At 62.1% G+C, this 21,822-nt stretch carries 21 protein-coding genes; 16 read left to right on the top strand and 5 right to left on the bottom strand.

What is annotated here, in order from left to right; all coding sequences use genetic code 11:
- Positions 1 to 339 precede the first annotated feature (339 nt).
- Positions 340 to 4,725 carry a DUF5689 domain-containing protein gene (locus VJZ71_06530; GenBank protein HKQ47705.1) on the top strand — a complete coding sequence of 1,462 codons (4,386 nt, stop codon included), beginning with the start codon at positions 340 to 342 and terminating at the stop codon, positions 4,723 to 4,725.
- Between the two features lie 125 nt (positions 4,726 to 4,850).
- Here VJZ71_06530 and VJZ71_06525 read toward each other — a convergent pair whose 3' ends face one another.
- A complete protein-coding gene (locus tag VJZ71_06525; GenBank protein HKQ47704.1) occupies positions 4,851 to 5,918 on the bottom strand; it encodes a DUF6599 family protein in 1,068 nt (355 codons plus the stop codon).
- A 170-nt stretch (positions 5,919 to 6,088) separates the two neighbouring features.
- On the opposite strand from VJZ71_06525, the gene cmk reads away from it, so the two are divergent.
- Together cmk and VJZ71_06515 are read left to right on the top strand one after the other, a co-directional pair.
- Positions 6,089 to 6,757, top strand: coding sequence for a (d)CMP kinase (gene cmk, locus VJZ71_06520; GenBank protein HKQ47703.1), 669 nt, complete (start codon positions 6,089 to 6,091; stop codon positions 6,755 to 6,757).
- A gap of 13 nt (positions 6,758 to 6,770) precedes the next feature.
- Positions 6,771 to 7,400, top strand: a complete 630-nt coding sequence (locus tag VJZ71_06515) for a lysophospholipid acyltransferase family protein (GenBank protein HKQ47702.1) — start codon at positions 6,771 to 6,773, stop codon at positions 7,398 to 7,400.
- A gap of 24 nt (positions 7,401 to 7,424) precedes the next feature.
- Here VJZ71_06515 and VJZ71_06510 read toward each other — a convergent pair whose 3' ends face one another.
- Positions 7,425 to 8,138, bottom strand: coding sequence for a hypothetical protein (locus VJZ71_06510; protein HKQ47701.1), 714 nt, complete (start codon positions 8,136 to 8,138; stop codon positions 7,425 to 7,427).
- An 87-nt stretch (positions 8,139 to 8,225) separates the two neighbouring features.
- Here VJZ71_06510 and VJZ71_06505 point away from each other — a divergent pair, with 87 nt between their 5' ends.
- The 3 genes from VJZ71_06505 (at position 8,226) to VJZ71_06495 (ending at position 12,682) form a co-directional block, all read left to right on the top strand.
- Positions 8,226 to 9,365 carry a hypothetical protein gene (locus tag VJZ71_06505; protein ID HKQ47700.1) on the top strand — a complete coding sequence of 380 codons (1,140 nt, stop codon included), beginning with the start codon at positions 8,226 to 8,228 and terminating at the stop codon, positions 9,363 to 9,365.
- Positions 9,366 to 9,453: 88 nt separating this feature from the next.
- The gene (gene aspS, locus VJZ71_06500) at positions 9,454 to 11,271 is read left to right on the top strand and encodes an aspartate--tRNA ligase (protein ID HKQ47699.1); all 1,818 of its coding nucleotides are present in this window, start codon (positions 9,454 to 9,456) and stop codon (positions 11,269 to 11,271) included.
- Positions 11,272 to 11,377: 106 nt separating this feature from the next.
- On the top strand, positions 11,378 to 12,682 hold the full coding sequence (locus tag VJZ71_06495; protein HKQ47698.1) for an ABC transporter ATP-binding protein: 1,305 nt from the start codon (positions 11,378 to 11,380) through the stop codon (positions 12,680 to 12,682).
- Here the strand turns inward: VJZ71_06495 and VJZ71_06490 are convergent.
- A complete protein-coding gene (locus tag VJZ71_06490; GenBank protein HKQ47697.1) occupies positions 12,675 to 13,817 on the bottom strand; it encodes an HD domain-containing phosphohydrolase in 1,143 nt (380 codons plus the stop codon). The two genes, VJZ71_06495 and VJZ71_06490, sit on opposite strands and share 8 nt — an antisense overlap.
- Positions 13,818 to 13,958: 141 nt before the next feature.
- Between VJZ71_06490 and VJZ71_06485 the strand changes: the two genes are divergently transcribed.
- The 10 genes from VJZ71_06485 (at position 13,959) to VJZ71_06440 (ending at position 20,073) form a co-directional block, all read left to right on the top strand.
- Positions 13,959 to 14,393, top strand: a complete 435-nt coding sequence (locus VJZ71_06485; GenBank protein HKQ47696.1) for a DUF309 domain-containing protein — start codon at positions 13,959 to 13,961, stop codon at positions 14,391 to 14,393.
- An 846-nt stretch (positions 14,394 to 15,239) separates the two neighbouring features.
- Positions 15,240 to 15,569: a metalloregulator ArsR/SmtB family transcription factor gene (locus tag VJZ71_06480; GenBank protein HKQ47695.1), complete on the top strand. Its 330-nt coding sequence runs from the start codon at positions 15,240 to 15,242 to the stop codon at positions 15,567 to 15,569.
- Positions 15,566 to 16,021, top strand: coding sequence for an SRPBCC domain-containing protein (locus tag VJZ71_06475; GenBank protein HKQ47694.1), 456 nt, complete (start codon positions 15,566 to 15,568; stop codon positions 16,019 to 16,021). The genes VJZ71_06480 and VJZ71_06475 overlap by 4 nt, the downstream gene beginning before the upstream one ends.
- A gap of 38 nt (positions 16,022 to 16,059) precedes the next feature.
- Positions 16,060 to 16,377, top strand: a complete 318-nt coding sequence (locus VJZ71_06470) for a hypothetical protein (GenBank protein ID HKQ47693.1) — start codon at positions 16,060 to 16,062, stop codon at positions 16,375 to 16,377.
- Positions 16,374 to 16,835: a hypothetical protein gene (locus VJZ71_06465; protein HKQ47692.1), complete on the top strand. Its 462-nt coding sequence runs from the start codon at positions 16,374 to 16,376 to the stop codon at positions 16,833 to 16,835. Before VJZ71_06470 ends, VJZ71_06465 begins: the two co-directional genes overlap by 4 nt.
- A gap of 123 nt (positions 16,836 to 16,958) precedes the next feature.
- Positions 16,959 to 17,336, top strand: coding sequence for a hypothetical protein (locus tag VJZ71_06460; GenBank protein ID HKQ47691.1), 378 nt, complete (start codon positions 16,959 to 16,961; stop codon positions 17,334 to 17,336).
- 32 nt (positions 17,337 to 17,368) lie between these two features.
- Entirely contained in the window at positions 17,369 to 18,004 is a 636-nt protein-coding gene (locus VJZ71_06455) for a YdeI/OmpD-associated family protein (protein HKQ47690.1), read from the top strand.
- Between the two features lie 73 nt (positions 18,005 to 18,077).
- On the top strand, positions 18,078 to 18,398 hold the full coding sequence (locus VJZ71_06450) for an FKBP-type peptidyl-prolyl cis-trans isomerase (protein ID HKQ47689.1): 321 nt from the start codon (positions 18,078 to 18,080) through the stop codon (positions 18,396 to 18,398).
- Between the two features lie 338 nt (positions 18,399 to 18,736).
- Entirely contained in the window at positions 18,737 to 19,564 is an 828-nt protein-coding gene (locus tag VJZ71_06445; GenBank protein ID HKQ47688.1) for a hypothetical protein, read from the top strand.
- A 92-nt stretch (positions 19,565 to 19,656) separates the two neighbouring features.
- Complete coding sequence (locus tag VJZ71_06440) at positions 19,657 to 20,073, top strand: DUF1801 domain-containing protein (GenBank protein HKQ47687.1); 417 nt, start codon at positions 19,657 to 19,659, stop codon at positions 20,071 to 20,073.
- 127 nt (positions 20,074 to 20,200) lie between these two features.
- Here the strand turns inward: VJZ71_06440 and VJZ71_06435 are convergent, their stop codons facing one another.
- Positions 20,201 to 20,689, bottom strand: coding sequence for a DUF3750 domain-containing protein (locus tag VJZ71_06435; protein HKQ47686.1), 489 nt, complete (start codon positions 20,687 to 20,689; stop codon positions 20,201 to 20,203).
- A 26-nt stretch (positions 20,690 to 20,715) separates the two neighbouring features.
- Complete coding sequence (locus tag VJZ71_06430; protein ID HKQ47685.1) at positions 20,716 to 21,744, bottom strand: cysteine synthase family protein; 1,029 nt, start codon at positions 21,742 to 21,744, stop codon at positions 20,716 to 20,718.
- Between the last annotated feature and the right edge of the window lie 78 nt (positions 21,745 to 21,822).

The raw sequence follows: 21,822 nt of genomic DNA, 5'->3' as shown, positions 1-21,822 counted from the left end.
AAAGTTGGGTCCGAAAAGTTGAGGTTGGGGCTTCATTCCGGGGGGCGAGGGCGGTACAATAGGATGCGGAGTAAGTACCCCACCCACCTTCTCCAGAGGACGGGCCCAGGGAAGGCCCACGAGATTGAGCAACGCAAAAGGGGAATGACAACACGAGCGTCCCGGTTCCGACGGTCACGACGGCCGTCCCGGAAATTTAGCGCGACCAACGCGCAGCGCTCAACAACGATTCATAGTCTGACGGTAACTTCTACAGCCACGATCATGGAGTGGTCGCGGTGATTTTGGAATTAGCAGGGCGTCCTGGATGAACCGGGCGACCCACAGGAGATCAGGTAAATGAAGACGTCACGGTCATTGTTAATTCTTATCGCGTTCGGGTTGGCTTTCGTCACCCTGCTGACTCCGACATCGGCACGGGCCGGGGTCCCGGTCTTGCTGATCAATGAAATAGACTCCGACACTCCCAGCGACGACGTTGCTGAATTCGTCGAGCTTTACGATGGCGGCGTCGGAAATACCGCGCTTGATGGTTATATCGTCGTCTTCTTCAACGGCAGCGACGACCTTTCTTACGCCTCTTTCGACCTCGATGGCAAGTCGACCGACGCCAACGGATTCTTCCTCTTGGGCAATACCGGCGTAATCGGGACGCCAGGCAATAATAACCTGGACATCGGACTAACAAACGTCCTCCAAAACGGCGCTGACGCCGTTGCGCTCTACGCCGTGGATACCCCTTTTCCCAATGGCACCGCGCCGACGACGGCCGACCTCGTCGACGCCCTCGTGTACGACACCGCCGACCCCGACGACGCCGGCCTCCTCATCTTGCTGAACGCCAGTCAGCCGCAGGTCGACGAAGCCAGCGGCGGCGACGTCACGAACGATTCGATCGGCCGATGCCCGGACAACAGCGGCGGCGCACGGAACACCGATCGCTACCTGGCACAGACACCGTCGCCCGGGGCCTCGAACAATGTCAATTGCCCTGATCCGAATCTCGGCGCTTGCTGTCTCATCGGTGGCGGTTGCGTGCTGATGACCTCGACGGATTGCGCGACGGCCAGCGGAATATTCCAGGGGGCGGGGGTCTTTTGCGGAGAGACGACCTGCGACGGAATTACCGGGGCCTGCTGCAGCGGCGCCTCCTGCTCTCAGCAACTTCGTGAGAATTGCCAGGCGGCCGGCCTGATCTTCCTCGGCGAAGGGGTTTCCTGCACCGGCGCCTGTCCGCCCAATTATTCGGGCCTGTTCATCAACGAGATTCGAACGCAACAACCGGGCGCCGACACGGAGCACTTTTTCGAAATCTACAACAGCAGCGCCAGCACTCGTAGCCTCAACGGCCTCTCCTATGTCGTCATTGGCGATGACCTGGACGCCCCGCAGCCGAGCAATTCGGGCTTCATTGAAGAGGTCATCGAGTTGTCCGGCCATTCCATTCCAGCCGGCGGTTTTTTCCTCGTCGCCGAGGACGCCGACACCTTCGGCGCGGTGGCCAACAAGATTACGGGCATTAACTTCGAGGACAGCGATAACCTGACGCACCTGTTGGTCAGTGGCTTTTATGGCACCAATGGACAGGACCTCGACACGCCGAGCGATTGCGTGCTGGATGCGCCGCAACCGTGGGCGGCCATTGTGGACCGCGTCGCCCTGATCCAGCAATCCAATCCGCCGACGACAACGGAGTGCCACTATGGCCTCAACGGCGTTCCGCCCAACACCATCGGGCCGGATGGTTCCTTCGTCCCGGCGCATTGCTCACGCATCCCCAACGGCAGCACGGCCGCCAATGCGTGGGTGTTCCTGGCCGAATTCGATCCCGCCCTGGCCAACGACACACCCGGGGCGAGCAACGCGCTGGCGACCGGCGCGTGTTGCGAGGCCGGCTCGTTCTGCAGTGCCCAGACTCGCACCCAATGCGTGGACGGATTTGGGGGCATCTGGAAGGGGCGCGACGTCCCTTGTGACGCTGACAACGACATGATCAACGAAGCCTGCGAAGGCGCCTGTTGCTATTGTGCGGACGCCGATCCCGCGTACTGCGAGGCCTATGCCTGTACGGTTACGGATCCGGATACCTGCGCCGGGCTGGGCGGAGGCACGGGCGTTTTCCAGGGCAATCAAATTCCCTGCCCTCCGGACGCCGGTTCGATCGACTGTTCCGAATGTCTGACCATCGCGGACGCCCGCGCGCGGTTCGAGCTATTCAATCCCCCCGCCAACCCGCCGACTCCGCGGATTCCCGTTCCGGTACGTATATGCAATGTGCGGCTTTCTTCCAAGACGAGCCTGGTTAACAATCCCAACGCGTCCTACGCGATTCAGGATCTCAGTGGCGCAGACGGCCAAAGCGGGCTGACCATCTTTGGCACCGCCGCACTCCTTTCGGCGCAATTCGGATCCGTGAATGAAGGCGACCGTATCGACGTTCAAGGCACGCTGATCGACTTCAACGGCCTCATGGAGTTGTCCAACAACAACCTCCGGGCGCTGGCGCTCGTCCACAATTACGGTGACAACCAGCCGGTCGTACCCATCGTCGTCCCCGGTTCGGACTTCACCACCGGCAATCCCCTTGCCGAGCAACGCGAGAGCGAGCTGGTGACGATAGAGTGCGTCGCGTTTGTCAGTCCGCCCGGACCCAACTTCGCCGGCTCGACCAACTACACGATCAACACCGGACCGAACAACCTCGCGCTGCGCGTCTCGACGAACGCGCTGGACTATATCAATTCGCCGATCCCGACCGGAATGACCACGATTACCGGCATCCTCGGCCAGTTTGATAGTACGGTTCCGCAAGACAGCAACTACCAGCTTGCACCGCGGAAGCTCACAGATTTCAATAATTCTCCGGCAAACTGCGGGCCCACGGCGGCCTGCTGCGGGGCCGGCGGAACCTGCCGCAACGACCTGAACGAGTCGTTGTGCAATGGATCGGGCGGCTATTTCAATCCCGGCGATGCCACTTGTCCTCCGGCGACGCCGTGCCTGACCGTGGATGATGTACGGATCAACGAAATCCGCATGGATCAGCCCAGCACGGATCTCGACGAGTACTTCGAACTCAAGGGAACGCCGAATACGCCGCTCGGCTCTTTGACCTATGTGGTCATCGGCGACGGCACCGGCAGCAGCGGCGTCATCGAGGCGTTCCGCCGGCTGACGAGCGAGAAGATCCCCGCCGACGGGCACTATCTGGCGACCAGCACCACTTACACGCTGGGCGGTTCACCCGACGATCAGAGCACCTTCCTCAACTTTGAGAACGACGACAACACGACCCACATGATCGTCGAGAACTTTACCGGCGCGACCGGTCAGGACCTCGACACGCCTGATGACGGCGTGCTCAATACCACGCCCTGGCTGCGCATCGTCGATAGCGTGGCGGTCGTGAAACAGCTCAACCCCGTCCCCAATGTTGACGGAAACGAGTACTACTACAGCGCGACGACGGTCGGCCCCGAGGGCACTACGTCGCCGAGCCACGTGGCGATCTGTCCGCTGCTTAATCAGTGGCAGATTCTTCCGGAGGACCCGCTGGTGGGTTCCGATACGCCCGGCACAGCGAATCCCGCCGGTTGTGCGTGCGGCAGTTGCGCCGGCGATATCAACAACGACGGCTTGGTCAACGGCAAGGATATCAAGCCCTTCACCGACGCCCTGTTGTTCGGCCCCGTGGACGGTTGTGCCGACATCACGCTCGACTCGGCGCTGACCTATGCAGACGTCGGCCCGTTTGCCAATCTCGTCCTCTCCGGCAGCGTGTGCGGCGGCCTGGGCGCCCCCACCGGCACTCGCATCGTCACCTACAATCTGCTGAACTACAGCGGCTCTTCGGCGAGGAACGCGGCGTTCAAGAAGCTGACCAACGCGATGCAGGCCGACGTTATCATCGCCCAGGAAGTCAATGGTTCGGGGGGCGCCAGTGGCTTCCTGACCAACGTTCTGAACGCGGCCGATGGCCCCGGCGGCTACGCCATGGCCGAATTCACCGACGGTCCGGACACCGACAACGCGCTCTACTACCGGACGATCAAGCTGGATTACACCAACGGTAATCACGTCGTCCTGGCGACGGCACTGCGAAACGTCGATCGCTGGTTCCTGTCACATGACGGCCAGGGCGCCGCCGGCCAGTTCTACGTCTATTCCGCGCACCTTCGCGCAGGTCAGGGTCAGACCAACGTCGACGCCCGTGCCGCCGAGGCGGCCATCATGCGGGCCGACGCCAATGCCCTGCCCGGCGGTTCGCGATTCATCTACGCCGGCGACTTCAACCTCTACAACGGCAACATCGCCGACCTGCCGGACAATCCGGCCGAAACGGCATGGGGTAACTTGACGGCTGTCGGCGCCGGGCGCGGCAATGACCCGATCAGCCAGATCGGCATCTGGCACGCCAACGGCGCGTTCGATTCCTACCACACGCAGTCGCCGCACAATGACAACCCCGGCGCCCCCGGCAACGCGACGGGTGGCGGCATGGACGACCGATTCGACTTCATGCTCGTCTCCGACAATATGCTCGGCGGCGGTTCCGGTCTGAAGTACCTCACTGGCACCTACAAGGCATATGGCCAGGACGGCAATCACTTGAACTTGGACATCAACGACCCGCCGACCATTCCGGAGGGTACGTTCATCGCCGATCAATTGCATTCGGCGTCGGATCACCTCCCGGTCGTGATGGAGGTACGTATCGTTCCCTAAGACAACGAACTTCCGCGGCAGTGATCTACGGTCGCGCGAAGTTGATGAAAACCACAAAGCCCCGGGCGAAGATCGCTCGGGGCTTTGTTTTGCGCCGGTGCGCGATAGGACCGTCCGTCGGTGATCTACTGCGGCAGGAGCTTGCCGATTCGAGGCATCATGTATTGGAGAGATTCCTCCTCGGCCGTCCATGTGCCGATCAGGAATGGACCATGCGGCGGAAAAAGATTGGTGGATTGCGCTGCAGGTTCCTTCTTTTCAGTGATAAACCGAGTGTAATTGGCATGGGCATCGTAGGCCGCCTTGGTACTGGAATAGCGAACGACCCACACGACATTGGAGCGCATGCCCTGCGGAACTTCGTATTGGGCGATGCACATCTGTGTCGATTTGTCCAAACCCAGCAGCCCGGACGTCTTCAGCACGTCGAGTGGAAACGCGAGATTAAACGACTTGGCGGGCAGGCTGCCCAGGTGCCGAACCAGCCATTTGCGCTGCAGCCCCGCGGAGTCCGAGGGAACGGCATCGAGCAAGACCGGGCGATCCGCACGACCGATTTGACCGGTGATATTGAGCAGCAACCGGATGACTTTTTCCGTCGTCTCGGCATCGGCTTCTGAAATGCTGACGCGAACATAGGAACGGCCCTGCCAGCAATGCAGGTGGAGCCCGCCCTCGCGAACCACGCGCGTTTCGCCGCCAATCTTGAACGTCTCGGTCGCCGGCGCCTGGCAGGACAGCCAGCCGTAGGCGTCCTCCGCCGATTCCGTGTCGATGAGGAGAACCCGGGCCAGCCGGGGCTTCGCGTCGCTGTGTATGAGGTCATAGGCACAGGTCGCCGCCGAGCGGATTCGGAAAAAACTCAGACGAATCGCCTCGTCCCTGGCCAGCGCGCCCGCCAGGTTGGCGGCGGGAAAAACGCGAACCGGTTCCCGCTTGACCCAACCGGCCTCCGGCTGGCTCTTCGGCAGGCTGGCGGGCGAATGGGGCGCATCCTGCGCATCGACTCCGGCGCTGGGCGCAGCCTGTGATTTGGGCGTCCCCGTCGGCGCCGCGGGGAGGCGCGGCGCGGCCCCACCGGGCGGTGATCCGGGAGCGGGCGATTCGGGCTTTTCGCGGCAACCTCCCGCGCCAACGAAAGAAACGATCGCGCTGAGGCCAAGGAAGAATGAAAGACGGTGTCTTCGTGACATCCTGAACCTCCTTTCGGGCGGCTCAATGTGCGGCGAATCCCTTCGCCATCCGCCGGGGATTGTATCGACCGCTTCGCCGCGAGCAATCGAAGTTTTGACGCGGGCGGGACCGATGTTTAGAATCCAAACGTACGCGTCGAACTTTAGTGACGGAGGCTCGAGGACTTCCCATGATCATCACGATCGACGGCCCCGCGGGCTCCGGCAAGAGCACGGCCGCCCGAAAACTCGCCGCCAAACTGGCCATCGCCTATCTCGACACCGGTGCGATGTACCGCGCGATCGCCCTGGCCGCGCTGCAGGAAGGCGCCCGGCTCAAGGACGATGACGCCCTCGTCGAGGTCGCCAGGAAGGCCGATGTCCACGTCGATTGCGGCCCGACCCACACGCGCGTCTTTCTGAACGGCATCGATGTCAGCGAGGCCGTCCGGTCCATGGCGGTCAATCAAGCTACGAGCTTCGTCGCCCGGATCCCGCGCATCCGCGAGATGTTGGTGGAGAAACAACGCACCATCGGGTCCCGGCTGGGCTCCCTGGTGACCGAGGGCCGGGACCAGGGCAGTGTCGTGTTTCCCAACGCCGATCTGAAGTTCTTCCTCGACGCAGGGTTGGAAAAACGGGCCATGCGCCGGTTCCAGGAACTGATTGCCGACGGCGAGGAGGCCTCCTATGAGATGATCATGGAGAACCTGCGCGATCGCGACGGCAACGATCAACATCAATGGGCGCCGCTCCTCGAGCCTGCGACGGCGATCCACATCGACACCACCCACATGACCATCCACGAGGTCGTCGAGCGCCTTCTCGAAGAAGTCCGCCGACAAAACCTCGGGAAATAGCCGCCGGCGAAGCATGAGGCTGTTCTACCGGTTCATGCGTTTCTGGTCGCAAGTCGTCTTTGTCCTGTATTTCCGCGGCCGTGCGTTTGGAACGCAAAATGTTCCCGCCACCGGCGGCGCGCTACTCGCGAGCAACCACCAGAGCTTTTTTGACCCCGTGGCCGTCGGTCTGGCCATCCCTCGCGAGTGCCAGTTCATGGCCCGCGACACGCTTTTTCTGCAGCCACTGTTTAGAAGATTGATCACCGCGCTGAATGCCTTTCCCGTTCGCCGAGGGGCCGCGGACGTCGGTGCGGTCAAGGAAATCCTCCGCCGGCTCAAGGATGGCAAGCTGGTGACCGTCTTTCCCGAAGCGACGCGGACGCGCGATGGAACGATCGGCGAGATCAATGCCAACAGCCTCTTGATCGCCAAGCGGGCGGACGCCGCCATCGTGCCGACGGTGATCGACGGCGCGTTCGAGGCCTGGCCAAGAACCCAGGTGCTGCCGAGCCCCCGTGCGATTCACGTGACCTACGCCGAGCCGATCTCGCAGGAGGAGGTCCGCGACTGGCCGATCGAACGGATACAGCAGACGGTTCGCGAGCGGATGATCACGATTCTGGAAGATTCTCGCCGAAGAAGGACCGAGAGGACTGGGTAATTGCCGATGGGGTTGCTCCGCGCGCTACTCCTCGGACGAGCGGGCCATCGCCGGCCTGGGCGTTTCGCCGGCTGTGACGACGCGGTGCATCTGGGGAACGACGCGATAAAAAAAGGCGTCCGCGTAGGCGTTGAGCGACGCCCCGCGGGCCACTTCGACTTCTACTTCGCGGAGGATGCGAGTCAAATCGTCGAGCGCCGCGGCCACCGCCTCGGGCGTCGGCTCCGGCTGAAGAAGCCAACGACCGTCGCGCTGGACGAATTCGACATGAATGAGCGGCACCGCATCGCCCTGTTGCACCGTGACTTCGCCGACTTCTCCCCGATAGGTCATGTTGATAAACGACACCCTCCTGGAAAAGATGCCGAGGTTGTTTTCCATCGACGCAAGATCCCAGCATTCCTCCTGCGGACCGAAATAGGTCAATTCGGCCGTGCGGCGAAGGGCGGCATTGGCGGCGATGGCCTCGTCGAGGGCGATCACGAGCCGCATCAACCGGGCCCGGTCCTCCTCCACGATCCATTGGGCCATCTTGCCATATTCTCGCTGTTCGTGGAGCGCGTGCAGCAGCCTGGCCGTCTCCAGCGGTGACGCGCCGGAGGATGCCACCGCCGCCCAGGCGGACGAATGCGTCGCTGATGCGGGCGCGGTTCGGCGACAAGCTGAAAAGGAGCTGATGCAGAGCATCGCGACTGCAAAACGAACCGACAAAATCTGACTGCCATGCATATTGTCCAATATCGGGTATCCCGGCGCGGCATGGTGAAGATTCCAAGGGAGACCCTCATCGACACCGGCGCGGGCCCTCGACTATCATGGAGAGCCGTGCAAACAACGTTGAAAATCGCGTCAGCGGTGGCGGCCTTGGTGCTGGCCTGGCAGGTCGGGCAGGTCGATCCTCCCGCGCGGAGGGCTTCAGCCGACAGCGGCTCCCCCTCGCGTACGCCTCCACCGGCCCTCCCGACCGGCCAATATCGCGGGATGGCGATTCAACTGCATGGCGGCGCGGACGTCTACGATCATTATCATCACCTTATTCCTGAAGTCGCGGCGTTGGGGGCGGACACGGTTCTCTTTGTCGTACACGGTTGGCAGGAGCATGGCGGAAGTCTCGATCTGCATATCGACGCGCGACGGACGGCTGGCGCCGAGGCGCTCGGGCGGCTGTGCGACCTGGCCACGAAGCACGGCCTCCGCACGATCCTGATGCCGATCGTCCTCCTCGAGCGTGCGCGCAACAGCGAATGGCGAGGCAAGATCATCCCCGAGGGACACGATTGGGACACCTGGTTCAAACGCTACACGCGCTTCATCGTCCACTTCGCCCGCATCGCGGAGAAGCACAAGGTCGCAATGCTCATGGTCGGTTCAGAACTGATCAAGACCGAGGGCTACGTGGAGCGATGGGAGCGGGTGATTGAAGAGGTCCGCCAAAACTATCGCGGGGCACTGGGCTACTCGGCGAACTGGGATCACTACCAAACGTCGAAGATCGGGTTCTGGCCGAAGCTCGATTTCGTGGGCATGACGACCTATTACGAGCTGGCGGCTGGCCCGAACCCGAACATCGCCGAGGTGGATTCGAATTGGGTGAAGATCAAGGACGAGATCCGCGCGTTTCAGCGCGAAGTGAACAAACCCATCCTCTTCACTGAGATCGGCTGGTGCAGCCAAGAGGGCGCCGCCCACGAGGGCTGGAACTACTACGCCAGCGAGAAGGCGACCGAAGCGGGGCATCGCGAGCAGGCGATGCTGTACGAATCGTTCATCAAGGCCTGGTCCGATGAGCCCGGCATCGGAGGCTTCATCTGGTGGGAATGGGACACCTCGCAAGGCGGCAAGAACGACTACAACTACACCCCCCGCGGCAAACCGGCGGAGCAGATCTTGCGGCAGTGGTTTGCGGAAAAGAAGGCCCTGCAAGTCGCCGATAAACCTAACGGCGCGGCCCGGGCCGGTGGATGAACGGTCACATATCGGCTCGGCTGGATGACGCACCGACTTGTTTACCCGAGACATTGTTAGCGACTAAGATTCGCACCAGGAGTTTGGAATGCCCCTCCCCTATCACCAACGAACCCACGATTGCGGCGCGCTCCGCGCGGCGGATGCCGGGAAGACCGTCCTGCTGGCCGGTTGGGTGGACAATTTCCGCGATCTGGGCGGAATGGTTTTTATCGATCTCCGCGATCGCGGCGGGATCACGCAGCTTCGCTTCAATCCCGAGACGGACCCCAAGGCGCACGACGTGGCCCGGGGCCTGCGAAGCGAGTACGTCATCGCCATCCGCGGCGAGGTGGTCCATCGCGGCGGCAGCGTCAACCCGAACCTGCCGACCGGAGAGATCGAGATTGCCGTCCACGAGATCGACCTCCTGAGCAAGTCCAAGACGCCGCCGTTCCTGATCGCCGACGAAATCGAGACGAACGAGGACCTGCGGCTGGAGAACCGCGTCCTCGATATTCGCCGCGCGCCGATGAAGAAGGCCTTGATGCTCCGGCATCGAATTACTAAGACTATCCGCGACTACTTCGATCGCAACGGCTTTCTGGATATCGAAACGCCGATCCTGACCAAGTCGACGCCGGAGGGCGCGCGGGACTACCTCGTCCCGTCGCGATTGCAGCATGGCTCGTTCTTCGCCCTGCCGCAGTCGCCGCAGCTCTTCAAGCAGCTTTTGATGATCGGCGGGCTGGATCGCTACATGCAGATCGCCCGCTGTTTCCGCGACGAGGACCTGCGCGCCGATCGCCAGCCCGAGTTTACCCAGGTGGACGTGGAGATGGCGTTCATCCAGCCCGAGAACATCATGCAGCACGTCGAGGAGTGCCTGGCCGAGATCGCCAAGGTCGCGATCGGTTTGGACGTGCCGCTGCCCCTGCCACGAATTGGATACGCCGACGCGATGCGCTTGTACGGCCGCGACGCGCCGGACCTTCGCTACGAGATGACCATCAAAGACCTTACGCCGCTGGCGAAGAAGATGAGCTTCAATGTCTTTCGCCAACCCGCCGACACCGGCGGCGCGGTCCGCTGCATTGTCCTGACCGGCGGCGCGGAGATGACGCGGAAGGAATCGGACGGCCTTGTTGAGGAAATCAAAGGCATCGGCGCGGGCGGTCTGCCGCTCGTCAAGGTCGCCGCCGAAGGCGGCAAGACGGTCCTGCAAACCGGCGTTGCCAAGTTCTTCGATAGCGAGGCCCTGGTGCAGGAGCTGCTTCAGGCCAGCGGGGCGAAGCCGGGCGATCTGATCTTTTTCGCGGCGGACACGGAGGCCAACGTGTCAAAGTACCTGGGATGGCTGCGCTCGACCGTCGCCGAGCGGCGCGGATTGATTCCCAAAGACAAGTGGGCCTTCTGCTGGGTCGTCGATTTCCCCATGTTTGGATACGACGCGGAGACGAAGGCCGTCTTTCCGATGCACCACCCGTTCACCAGCCCCAAGGACGAGGACCTCGCGCTTCTCGGGCTGGAAAGCCCCGGCGTCGCGCCGGCGGAAGACCTGCTCAAAATCCGCGCCAAGGCCTACGACGTCGTACTGAACGGCATCGAGCTGGGCGGCGGCTCGATCCGTATCCACCGCAGCGACGTGCAGTCCAAGGTCTTTCAGATTCTCGGCCTCACACAGGAAGAGGCGAAGGCGAAGTTCGCGTTCCTGCTCGAGGCCCTGCAATACGGCGCGCCGCCGCATGGCGGCATCGCCCTCGGACTCGACCGCATCGTCATGCTCTTCGGCGGTTTCGACTCCATCCGCGACGTCATCGCCTTCCCCAAGAACGCCAAGGCCGTCTGCCCGCTGACCAACGCCCCCTCCCCGGTCACGCAGGCGCAGCTCAAGGACCTCGGGCTGCACATGCTCAATCCGCAATAGTTGATACGAGCCACGGTGGTGACCGGCAAGTCCTGCGCCTCGCTACTTCTACGCTACATGAGGGGCGCCCTTCCCGCCGCCGATAAAGGAAGATCGGATCAGCCCCATGGACTCACCCCTAATACGCGCCGTCGGCGTCTCGAAGCGGTTTCGCCGGGGCGATCACTTCGATTCGCTGCGCGATCTCCTGGCAGCGCGGCTCCTGCGGCGGCGCATTCAGCGACCGGCGGCCCAGGCGGATTTCTGGGCACTCCACGACATCAGCTTTGACGTCCGGCCGGGCGAGGCACTGGGCATCATTGGCCCCAACGGGGCAGGCAAGAGCACCATGCTCAAGCTGCTGGCCGGGATCATGCGTCCCACGGAAGGCACGATCGACGTTTGCGGAAGGATCTCGGCGCTGATCGAGCTGGGCGCGGGCTTCCACAACGACCTGACGGGCCGCGAGAACATTCACCTCAACGCGACGATCCTCGGCATGTCGCGCGAGGAAATCCGCCGGAAGTTCGACGCGATCGCCGACTTCGCGGGAATCGGTGAATTCCTCGACACGCCCGTCAAGCGCTACAGCAGTGGGATGCACGCCCGTCTGGGGTTCGCCATCGCCGCGCATGTCGAGCCTCGCGTCCTCCTAGTGGACGAGGTACTTTCCGTCGGCGACCGCGTCTTCCGCGCGAAGTGCATGGACCGGATGAACCGCTTTCTTCAGGACGGCGTGGCGGTCATCTTCGTGTCGCACGATCTCGGCGCGGTCGGGCGGTTCTGCCAGCGCGTGCTCGTCCTGTCCGGCGGGCGCGAACTGTTCTGCGGGCCGGCGCATGAGGCGATCTGCCGCTATTACGACGCCTGCCGCGAGCCGGTGCTGGACAAGCAACTTGCGGGACAGCCCATCGTCTCTATCAAAGAGGTTCGGGTGGAAAGCCCGCCGGGGCGGCCGGCGGTGACGCTCGTGCCCGGTGCACCGGTGCGCGTAGGCATGGACCTCGAATTTCACGGGACGATGGAGCGACCGTCGTTCGGGCTTTCGATTATCCGGCTCGAAGATCATCTGACCGTCTTCGAGACAAGCAGCACCCGACTGAGTGTCATTGCGCCGCCGGCCAAATCCGGTGATCGTCGGCAGGTGCGGTACGACTTTCGCATGAACCTGCTTCCGGGCGAGTACGCGATCGGCCTGCACGTTCGCGAGCGGGACGCCCTGACGTACGCGATTGACCAGCCCCGGGCGGCGCGGGTGATGGTGGTGGGCGAGCGCACGATAGGCGGCGTCGCGCATATTGATCCGCACGTCGTCGTTGAGGCGCTGGAAGATATTGACGATTTCGAAAGTGAGCGGCCAACTCGAGTCGACGAAGCCACGGCCTCGCTGCTGCGAGACCGTGCCACGCTACCGGGGGCATTTGCTACTTGATCGGCCAGGGGCCGCAGCCGAGGAAGGCCTTGAGCGCGGCGACGCAGTGGCGGTCGAGTTGATGCGGCGTCATCGCGTCGAGTTCCTTGAAGGCCTCGTGCATGGTCATCCCCCGGCGATAGTGCCGTGTCTGCGTCAGGGCGTCGTAGACGTCGGCGACGGCGAGGATTCGCGCTTTGCGCGGCAACTGGTCGTGGCGCAGGGCCTCGGGATAGCCGCTGCCGTCGAGCCGCTCGTGGTGCGCGGGGGCGAGGACATCCAGTTCCTCCAGTTCGTCCGTGAAAGCGATCCTGGACAGAATATTGCGAGAATACGCGGCGTGCCGCTTCATCTCGTCGAACTCTTCCGGGCTGAGGCGGCCGGCCTTGGTCAGGACCGCGTCAGAGACGCCGATCTTCCCGATGTCGTGCAGCAGACCGGCCATCCGCAGCCAGGCGATCTCGTCGGACGGCAGGCCGAGGATCTCGCCGATGCCCATCGCGTAGTTGGCCACGTTGATCGAATGGATCGTCGTCAGCGGATCGCGGGCATCGAGCGCCGCGCTGATCGCGGAGACGAAGGTCTCGAACTGCCGCTGCTGCGCCCGGACGAGCCGGATCGTGTCGAGACACAACGCGACCTGAACGGCGATGGCTTCGAGTAGACGGGCATCGTCCTGGCTGAAATAGCCCTCGCGCCGATCCATCACCTCCAGGACGCCGACGCAACGCCGCGGGGTCTGCATGACCGGGGCGAAGAGCAGGGAGTGCATGAGGAAACCGTCGTGCTCGCAGGGTCGGCGGGCGAGGCCGGACTCGCGGGTCGCGTCGACGATGCAATGCGGCTGGTGGGTTTGAAACACGCGGCCGCAGGGGCCGTGGTCGTCGGGGATGCGAGTATCGCGAGGCCACTCGTTCGGGTCGGCAGCATGGCTCGTCCAGAGTTCGCACCGTTCGGCGTCGTGGAGATAGAGCGTCGCGCGATCGGCGGCGAAGGCGGAGGCCACGTGCTCGCACACGACGGCCATCAGCGCGGGGAGGTCGCGGGCGGCGCCGATCGCGCGGCCGGCCTCCATGAGCGAAGCCAGTTCACGGTCGTGGCGGTTTGGTTCAGTCCGCGCGCGGCGCGGCGGCGTGATGACGGAGGAATTCTTCATAGATACTGTCCAACCATACGATTGGAGTTCGGCGGATAACCGCGGCGGACGTGAGAAAAACGGGCCATTCACAGGTGTGGGCGGACGACGACGGCCCGGTCGCAGCGGGCGGTACAATTCTCGGTCGCAGGCCGCAACGCTATGAACGATGATTTCAATCTCGACACCGAGCATCGCATCTACCTGGAGGGCCTTCGGCTGTTCAACGAGGGCGACTATTTCGAGGCCCACGAGACCTGGGAGGAGGCCTGGTCGCAGGTCCGCGACTCGCGGCGCGAACGGTTTTATCGCGCCCTGATCCAGGGGGCGGTCACACTGGAGCTGCTCCGCCGCGGCCGGGCGGTCGGGGTGCGGCAGGTTTTTGTGTCGTGCGGGCAATTGTTCGAGGGCCTCCCGCCCGTCTTCATGGGCCTCGACATCCCTGATTTCCTCGATCGGCTGCGGCATGCGATTGAGCCGACGCTGGAGGACCTGGACGCGCGGCACGTGCCGATTGATCCGTCGCGGTTGTTTCGGATTGAGTTGGCGTACGATCCGTTTGTGAGGGCGGAGAACGGGGAAGGGACGAGATTGTGAAGAGAGGCACAAAGGCACTGAGGCACATAGGCACGAAGGGATGGATGGCCGGGTCGCTGCGCGACCAATTTTTTTTTGTGCAAACGAGCGGAATCGAACGGAAGAGTGGACATGATTGACAGATGAACATGATCTCGGTTTGCCGATTGGCAAGAGCGGCCACATCCGCCGGTGGGCCGGGTCGGTGCGCAATATCGTGCCCCCCCTACAAGGAGCCTCATTGAGCCGCAAAGAGGCATAAACAGGTTCTATGATGGACACCGATCCAGGCCTTCCATTGTCGCGAGCACCTGCAGCATTTGAAGCGTTGCTGAAGTTACCCATCTTCACACCTGCGGTCCTGCATTTCGGCTGAACAGGGCGTCGCAACCTAAAAAATACTGAAATTCCCAGAACAACTTCGTTGCGTGCGATCGACCACGAGTCGTCGGTGGCGGCGCGGGGAATCTCCCGGGCCGCGAGCGACGGGGTTTTGGCCGAGGCACGCGGTCAGCCTTCGTTTTTGTCCTGAACACCAACCTTGCTCGGCGCTCCCTCTAAAATCAGGCTTTGGGGTGGATAACACGCAAGTGGTGTATGGAGAGGGGATAAGGAATAAATACGGCAAGCATGAAACCGACGATGGCAGGACGAAGAGTTCGAATCCAGTCGCACCGACTTTTGAGAGATTGAACCCTTCGACGAGCGCGTCGATGTGCTTTTTGATTGTGGTAATAAGAGCGACGCCAAGCAGACGGCAGTTTAAACAGACGATTTCGGGGATTCGCCCGTTTCGTGGCTTCATCCGCCGAAATCTACCCATTTTTCCTGCTTGACAATCAATAAGTATTTGCTTATGATTTGAAGATGCACAGCGCGGCCGTAGTCGAAGATAGGGTTTTCAAGGCGCTGGCCGACCCCAGCCGCCGGGCGATCTTCGTTGTACTCATGCGCGGCGAAGCGGCGGTGAAGGACCTCACGGCGCGCTTCGATATCTCGCAACCGGCGGTCTCGCAGCACCTCGCCGCTTTGAAAGACGCCGGCCTGGTCAAAGACCGGCGCGCGGGGCGCTGTGCCTACTACCGGGTGGAACCGCGCGGGATGAAGCCGCTTATCGACTGGATCGCGCACTACCGCGCCTTCTGGACGGAACACGTCGATCGCCTTGAACAACTGCTGGAGAGAATGGACAAATGACTCCCTCCGACAAGACCGCACGATCGCAATCTGAATCCATTTCGCTCGCATTCGATTTGCCTCATTCGCCGGAGAAGGTGTGGCGCGCCCTCACCGACCCCGTGCTGCTCGCGGAGTGGCTCATGCCCAACGACTTTGAGCCTCTCGTCGGCCACCGCTTCCGGTTTCAGTCCAAGCCGATGCCGGGTTGGCGCGGATTCGTCGAATGCGAAGTCATCGAACTCGACCCGCCCCGCAAGCTCGCGTACACGTGGCTCGGCGACGTCGATTGGAAGGAACCGACCGTCGTGCGCTGGACGCTGGAACCGGCCGGCGCCGGCACCCGGCTGATGCTTGAGCACACGAACTTCCAGGAACCGTGGGGCGGCGAGCTGCACGCGATGCTCAGCCAGGGATGGAAGAAGATGGTCGAAAAGAAGCTGTGCGAAGTTTTGGACGGGGCACGCGCGTAGCGTCTGCCCGCGACAAAACCCCCAACCGGGAGGTGAACATGAAGACCGAAAACGTGAACAGAAGCTGCGGCGGTTTCGCGGTGACGATCGAGAAGTACGAACCAATCCGCACCGCCATTCTTGCGTCCGTCCCGCGCGGCGGGCCGGGCCTCACCTTCAAGGAGCTGGTTGCACGTGTCGCGGCACAAGTGTCGGCCGATCTGTTTCCCAAAGCCGGCTCGGTGTCGTGGTACACCAAGGTCGTTCAACTTGACTTGGAATCGAGAGGTCAACTCGTTCGCGTGCCCGGACAGACTCCCCAGCGCCTGCGCCGCACGGGACGTGCCCATCACAGTCAAAAGCAGGTGCTCGCATGAACAAGAGGCGCATCGCGATAGCCATCGCAGCGGTCTTCATCACGCAGGCCGTGGCAAACGGCGTGATCTTCGGACTGATAATGGGCCGCCTGGCTATCGATTCGTCAATCACCCGGCCGGAAGAGCAGGAACATGTGGCGATTTACATGCTCAGCCGTGTGCTGTTTGTCAGCCTGTTCGTGTTCATCTTTGCCGGCTGGTATCCGCGTCGCGGAGTACGGGCTGGACTTCGCTACGGGCTGATCGTGTGGCTGTTCTATTCCGTACCGATGACGGTGGGCTTCTGGTCGTTCATGCGCATGTCCGATGCCTTGGCGGGTTGCTGGATCGGGATTGGATTCGTCGAGAACCTAATGAGCGGTCTGGTCATTGGGCTGGTCTACAGGGACCCGCGTCACACACCGAGCACGGCGGCTGCCCCAGTCACAGCCGTTGTCCCCGCTGGTTCGCCGACCTGACCGGGCAGTTGCTTAGTGGCATAGCCCGCCGCTGGAGCGAACCGCCGCGACGGTATAATCTACTTGCGGTCGAGCGTCGCGCGTGCGCCGCCCCGGTTGCTCAACGGCCATACGTTATTCGACATGGGCGACATCACTCCCAGTTTTGGCGATCATGTTCGCATTCGGGCGACGTCGCTTACGGAAAGTCTCGGTCTCGCGGGATTGACCGGCAGAGTCTACGGCGAGACCACGCCTTCTGTCACCGGTGTCGAAGTCATCGGCGAGATGACGGAGGACTTCGCCATCAACGTGATGATCGACGCCAGGAACGAGCAACTGTGGTTTGCGCCGCAGTTCGTTGAGTTTGTTGACCACGCCGCCGGGACCGAGTTGCGCATCGGAAACCGACATCTGGTGCGCAACGCGTCCGGCGAGTGGAACGAACGGCTAGGCTCGCAACCACTGCTGAAGCCGAGATTCCTTCATCGTCTCCTGAGGAGCTTTCGCGGCCGTCGGTGAATGTCGCAGAGTCCATCGTTGGAGTGAACGCAATGGCCAACAACACGTCCATCAAGTCAACGAAGGTCGGTCGCCCCCTTACAACAAGCAACGGCGGCGATTCCAAGACCAATTCCACGATCCATTTCCGTGCGACACTCCTCAAACCGAAGGCGACCGGGAATACCGTCGCGTGGACCTTTCTGACCCTGCCTAAAGAAGCCAGTGCGAAACTTCCGTCGCGGGGACAGGTGACCGTGGAAGGCACGCTCAATGGCCGCCCCCTTCGAGCCACGCTCGAGCCGGACGGCCAAGGCGGCCACTGGCTCAAAGTGGACCGCAAAATGCGCGAAACCGCGGGCGCGGAGGCGGGAGACGTCGTCACGCTGGAAATCGCGCCGGTGGCGGAGGAACCGGAACCGAAAGTGCCGACTGATCTGCGGAAGGCGCTCGCGGCCGCCCCGCCGAAGGCGCGGGAGGCGTGGTCGGACATCACGCCGGCCGCGCGACGGGACTTCATTCACTGGATCAATTCGGGCAAAAAGGCGGAGACTCGCGTGAAACGCATCGCGACGGCCTGCGACATGCTCGCCAAGGGGAAGCGACGCCCCTGCTGCTTCGATCGGTCGGGGATGTATAGCAACAGCCTGAGCTGCCCTGTCGCCGATGACGAGGCAAGTGCTCGATGAGAAGCTGCTGCGACATGGAACAAGAAGCTGGCTCTCGTTCCGATTGAGACCGGTGGATCCTGAAGGCGAATCCATGTCCAAGTCTGGCATAAAGATCATCGAGGATTCGACTGGTTCAGGCGCAGTTCTCCGATCGACGGATCGAGTGCGCATTCTGTACGACATGCAACTGAGTCACGGAGACTTCCTGGTTCAAGAGCAGTGGGACACGATTGCTCTCGACGATCGCAACATCATCGCCGGCCTCAGGTATGGCATAGAGGGAATGCGTGAAGGTGGTATGCGGAAATTCAAGGCGTCGCCTCATCTTTGCTACGGCGACAAAGAACTTGATCGCATTCCTAAGAACGCTGCCTTGATCGTGACCATCAAGTCGGTAAAGATCGAAGCGTGATAACCCTTGCATGAAGACCTTGCTTGTACGGACACTCGACCAGTGGCGCGACCGGCTCAACTAGCACCATGCCTCGGAGTCGGAGGCCTGGCTGATTTCTTGCAAATATGCTCGCGCGAAAAAAGTGTCAGGAAGATTTTTGTGATCTCCATAATTCATCCTGACACCTTTTCTTAACCCTTCGTGGTAGAGTACGAGGAGCCCGCACTGCGACGAACCTTCGGTCAGGAGTAAGAAGCTTACTGCGACCGAATCAGGCGATGGTGGCCCCGTGTATGATCATCGCATGAAAGCGGCCGGTTGGGCCGCCCGTGAAACGGGTTACTGAGGAGACCTCGATGAACCAAGGTTTTCGCCGTATCGCGTACATCTTCCTTTGCGTGCTCCCCTTTCTCGCTGTTGCAGCTGTTAGCGCACGTCCTCTGCGGAGTGTGGGTGTATATCAAGGAATCGGAGGCCTCCTGTTCACAGCAGTCGTGATCGCCGCGTGGTCCGTCGGCGCCCGTGTGATCGGCCTCAAGGAGGCCGGGGCGCGAAAATTGGCGCTGGCTGGCGTCCTCTTCATCCTGCCCTGGGCAATCATTTCGCTGTTGTGGGTGGGAATTGGTCCACCGTTTCAGGCCACCGTACGAGAGAACTACATGCGTTATCTGGTCCTTGTTTCGAATTCGATCCTTGTGACCAGCGCATTCGTTGTCCTGAAAGAGGCTCTGTACGAAGGCGGCGAGCGCTTCTACGCGACCATCGGCTTCGCCGCGAACGTAACCGCCGGTGGGGCCTATCTCGTTTGCCTTAACATGTCCCTCGCGCACGTTGCCGTGGCCATGGGCGGGGACAAGACCCCTCCGCCCGCGATTCTGGGGACGCTCTACAGCGCGCTCGAATTCTTCGCATGCCTGATGACCTACGTTACGACCGGGATATTCGCCGTCGCGCTGGGGCAGGCGCGCCTTCTTGGCCGCGGCGCTACCCGTGCTTACGTGATAGCGTGCGGGATTTTCGTGCTGCTCCTGGTGTTGAGGGGTCTCCAGTTCCCGGAAATCTCCGCCAACACCGCACCGTTGTACACGCGGCCAGGTGTGATCGCCGGTATCCCGGCCATTCCATGGATCATGCCCTGCTTACTGGGCGCCGTGCTGCTCCGGCGGGCAGGAGATGCGCAATAATGACAAGTGAGCGGCCTAACCCTCGCTTGCAGCCGGGGGCGGCCGGCGCGATGATGCGCCGCCACCGCGATCGAAGGAACACCCCCATGCCGATTCACAAAGACATTCTCGCGTACAACGCGGCCCAATCGACCGGCGACAAGCGCATCTGTGACGCCCTCGCCAAGGCCATCGATCGACACCTGCCCGACGCGGAGAACAAGATCTGGCACCGGCACCCGGTCTGGTTCCTCGACGGGAACCCGATTGTCGGCTACAGCAAGCTCAAGGACTGCATCCGCCTCCTGTTCTGGAGCGGCCAATCCTTCGATGAGCGTGGTCTGGAGACCGAGGGCAGTTTCAAGGCCGCCGAAGCGAGGTACACGTCTGTCGATCAGATTGTCGCCAAGGACCTCAAAAGGTGGCTCGAGAAGTCGATCGAGATTCAGTGGGACTACAAGAACATCGTGAAGCGCAAGGGCAGGCTTGTACGATTGAAGAAAGTCGCGAGTATGGCGCGCGAGTCCTGAATTTCCTCAAGGAGGCCATTCGTCTCCTTGCCGGCGGCAATGTGCTGGGACTCAGGTAACCGGCTACAACCGACCTCCAGCCCTTCGTCGACCAGCCTTTCTTGCGTCTTCGATTTGTCCTTTCGCCTCAAGGACACGCCGCGTCTTTCCCGATCGCCGTGGGCGGCAGTTCGACCGGCCAGCCCACCTGATCCAGCACCCACTGCGTCCAGGTGTTGCTGTTGGGGCCCAAGACGACATACACGCTGACGCACGGGTACTCCTCGGCCCGCGTCTCGAGGAAGTCGATGATCGGCGTCGCCGCCGGCCCGCGCAGCTCCGCCAGCACCCGGACTCCGCCGAAGCCCGCCAGATCGCCCTCCGGCTCCTCACGGTTTTTGATGATGAATCCCTCCGGCGGGATGACCACGGCCCACGATTCCCAGCGATCGAATTGACGAGCCTCCGCCCGTTTCACGACGAACCACGTGTGGACATCGACCAGCCCAATGAGCGGGACCGGGGCGGTGTAGAGCCTGACGACGGCCTCGTCCGAACGGGCCAGCACCTCCAGCGGCACAAACAGATTCTGGTCCGGGTAGAATCCCGCGTCACAGCCACAGAGGCCAAGAGCCAATCCAAGAGTCGCGAGGCAAACGGGAGTTATCGAACGGCGCGGAGGCATTCGAATTGCACCCTGGGCGTCCAGTAGTCGTCGCGGACGGGCTCCTCGCGGCACAGATCGGTCGAAAGATACTTCTTATTCGAGTCGCTCAGGACGGTCACGACGGTGGCGTCGGAACCGAGAGCCTCCACCAACCCTATTGCACCGACCAGGTTCGCGCCGGCCGAGATGCCTACGCCAAGGCCCAGAGATCGACAGATCAACTGGGCCATGAGGATGGCGTCGCCGTCCCACACGTCCACAATGTCGTCCAATTCCTTGAGATTCACGATGGATGGAATAAACTCGTCGGAGATTCCCTGGATGCGATGTTTGCCGGCCTTGCAACCGGTGCGAAGCGTGGGTGAGTTGGCCGGCTCCAGCGGATGCACGCGAACATTTCGACCGTTTCGTCGAAGGTAACGGCCGACGCCCATGACGGTGCCACCCGTACCCACACCGGCCACGAAGGCGTCGGCCTGCATGCCGAACTCGAGGAGTTGTTCTTCGATCTCCGGGCCGGTAGTGAATTCGTGGGCTTCGATGTTGGCGGGATTGTCGAATTGCCTCGGCAGGAAGGCACGGGGCGTCGCCTGGGCAAATTCCTCGGCCATCTTGATCGAGCCGAGGAAGCCGCCCTGCTCGCGAGAGACCGGCACGACCTCCGCGCCGAAGTTCTGCATCAGGTGCACGCGCTCCTGGCTCATCCAGTTGGGCATGTAAATGCGTACAGGGTGGCTCAGGGCGCGGCCGATCGCTGCGAAGGAGATGCCGGTATTCCCACTCGAAGCTTCGACGATCGTGTTATTGGGCTGCAACTCGCCGGATTCGTAGGCCCGCCGGATGATGTGGGCGGCCATGCGGTCTTTCACACTCCCCGTCATGTTCATGACTTCGTACTTGGCGTACAGGCGGCGCGGGGAGCCCTTAAGGCGGTAGCGGATCTCCAGGAGCGGCGTGCGGCCGATCAGGGCGGTGAGGGTGTCGACAACGGTGGGGGTCGAGACGGATTGCAGGAGGGTGCTCATGCGTCGGAGATGAGTTTAATCGAGTATTTCGACCGTGGCCAAAGCCCCCTACTGACAGACCCACGCCTCCATCCCCTA

The sequence above is a fragment of the Phycisphaerae bacterium genome (assembly GCA_035275405.1).
Lineage (GTDB): Bacteria > Planctomycetota > Phycisphaerae > UBA1845 > UTPLA1 > DATEMU01.
This window is presented reverse-complemented; position numbering and strand designations above follow the sequence as displayed.

Coding starts and splice junctions, on each gene's coding strand:
- VJZ71_06530 (HKQ47705.1), top strand. CDS start 340: ATGAAGACGTCACGGTCATTGTTAATTCTTATCGCGTTCGGGTTGGCT.
- VJZ71_06525 (HKQ47704.1), bottom strand. CDS start 5,918: ATGTCACGAAGACACCGTCTTTCATTCTTCCTTGGCCTCAGCGCGATC.
- cmk (HKQ47703.1), top strand. CDS start 6,089: ATGATCATCACGATCGACGGCCCCGCGGGCTCCGGCAAGAGCACGGCC.
- VJZ71_06515 (HKQ47702.1), top strand. CDS start 6,771: ATGAGGCTGTTCTACCGGTTCATGCGTTTCTGGTCGCAAGTCGTCTTT.
- aspS (HKQ47699.1), top strand. CDS start 9,454: ATGCCCCTCCCCTATCACCAACGAACCCACGATTGCGGCGCGCTCCGC.
- VJZ71_06495 (HKQ47698.1), top strand. CDS start 11,378: ATGGACTCACCCCTAATACGCGCCGTCGGCGTCTCGAAGCGGTTTCGC.
- VJZ71_06490 (HKQ47697.1), bottom strand. CDS start 13,817: ATGAAGAATTCCTCCGTCATCACGCCGCCGCGCCGCGCGCGGACTGAA.
- VJZ71_06485 (HKQ47696.1), top strand. CDS start 13,959: ATGAACGATGATTTCAATCTCGACACCGAGCATCGCATCTACCTGGAG.
- VJZ71_06480 (HKQ47695.1), top strand. CDS start 15,240: ATGCACAGCGCGGCCGTAGTCGAAGATAGGGTTTTCAAGGCGCTGGCC.
- VJZ71_06475 (HKQ47694.1), top strand. CDS start 15,566: ATGACTCCCTCCGACAAGACCGCACGATCGCAATCTGAATCCATTTCG.
- VJZ71_06470 (HKQ47693.1), top strand. CDS start 16,060: ATGAAGACCGAAAACGTGAACAGAAGCTGCGGCGGTTTCGCGGTGACG.
- VJZ71_06465 (HKQ47692.1), top strand. CDS start 16,374: ATGAACAAGAGGCGCATCGCGATAGCCATCGCAGCGGTCTTCATCACG.
- VJZ71_06460 (HKQ47691.1), top strand. CDS start 16,959: ATGGGCGACATCACTCCCAGTTTTGGCGATCATGTTCGCATTCGGGCG.
- VJZ71_06455 (HKQ47690.1), top strand. CDS start 17,369: ATGGCCAACAACACGTCCATCAAGTCAACGAAGGTCGGTCGCCCCCTT.
- VJZ71_06450 (HKQ47689.1), top strand. CDS start 18,078: ATGTCCAAGTCTGGCATAAAGATCATCGAGGATTCGACTGGTTCAGGC.
- VJZ71_06445 (HKQ47688.1), top strand. CDS start 18,737: ATGAACCAAGGTTTTCGCCGTATCGCGTACATCTTCCTTTGCGTGCTC.
- VJZ71_06430 (HKQ47685.1), bottom strand. CDS start 21,744: ATGAGCACCCTCCTGCAATCCGTCTCGACCCCCACCGTTGTCGACACC.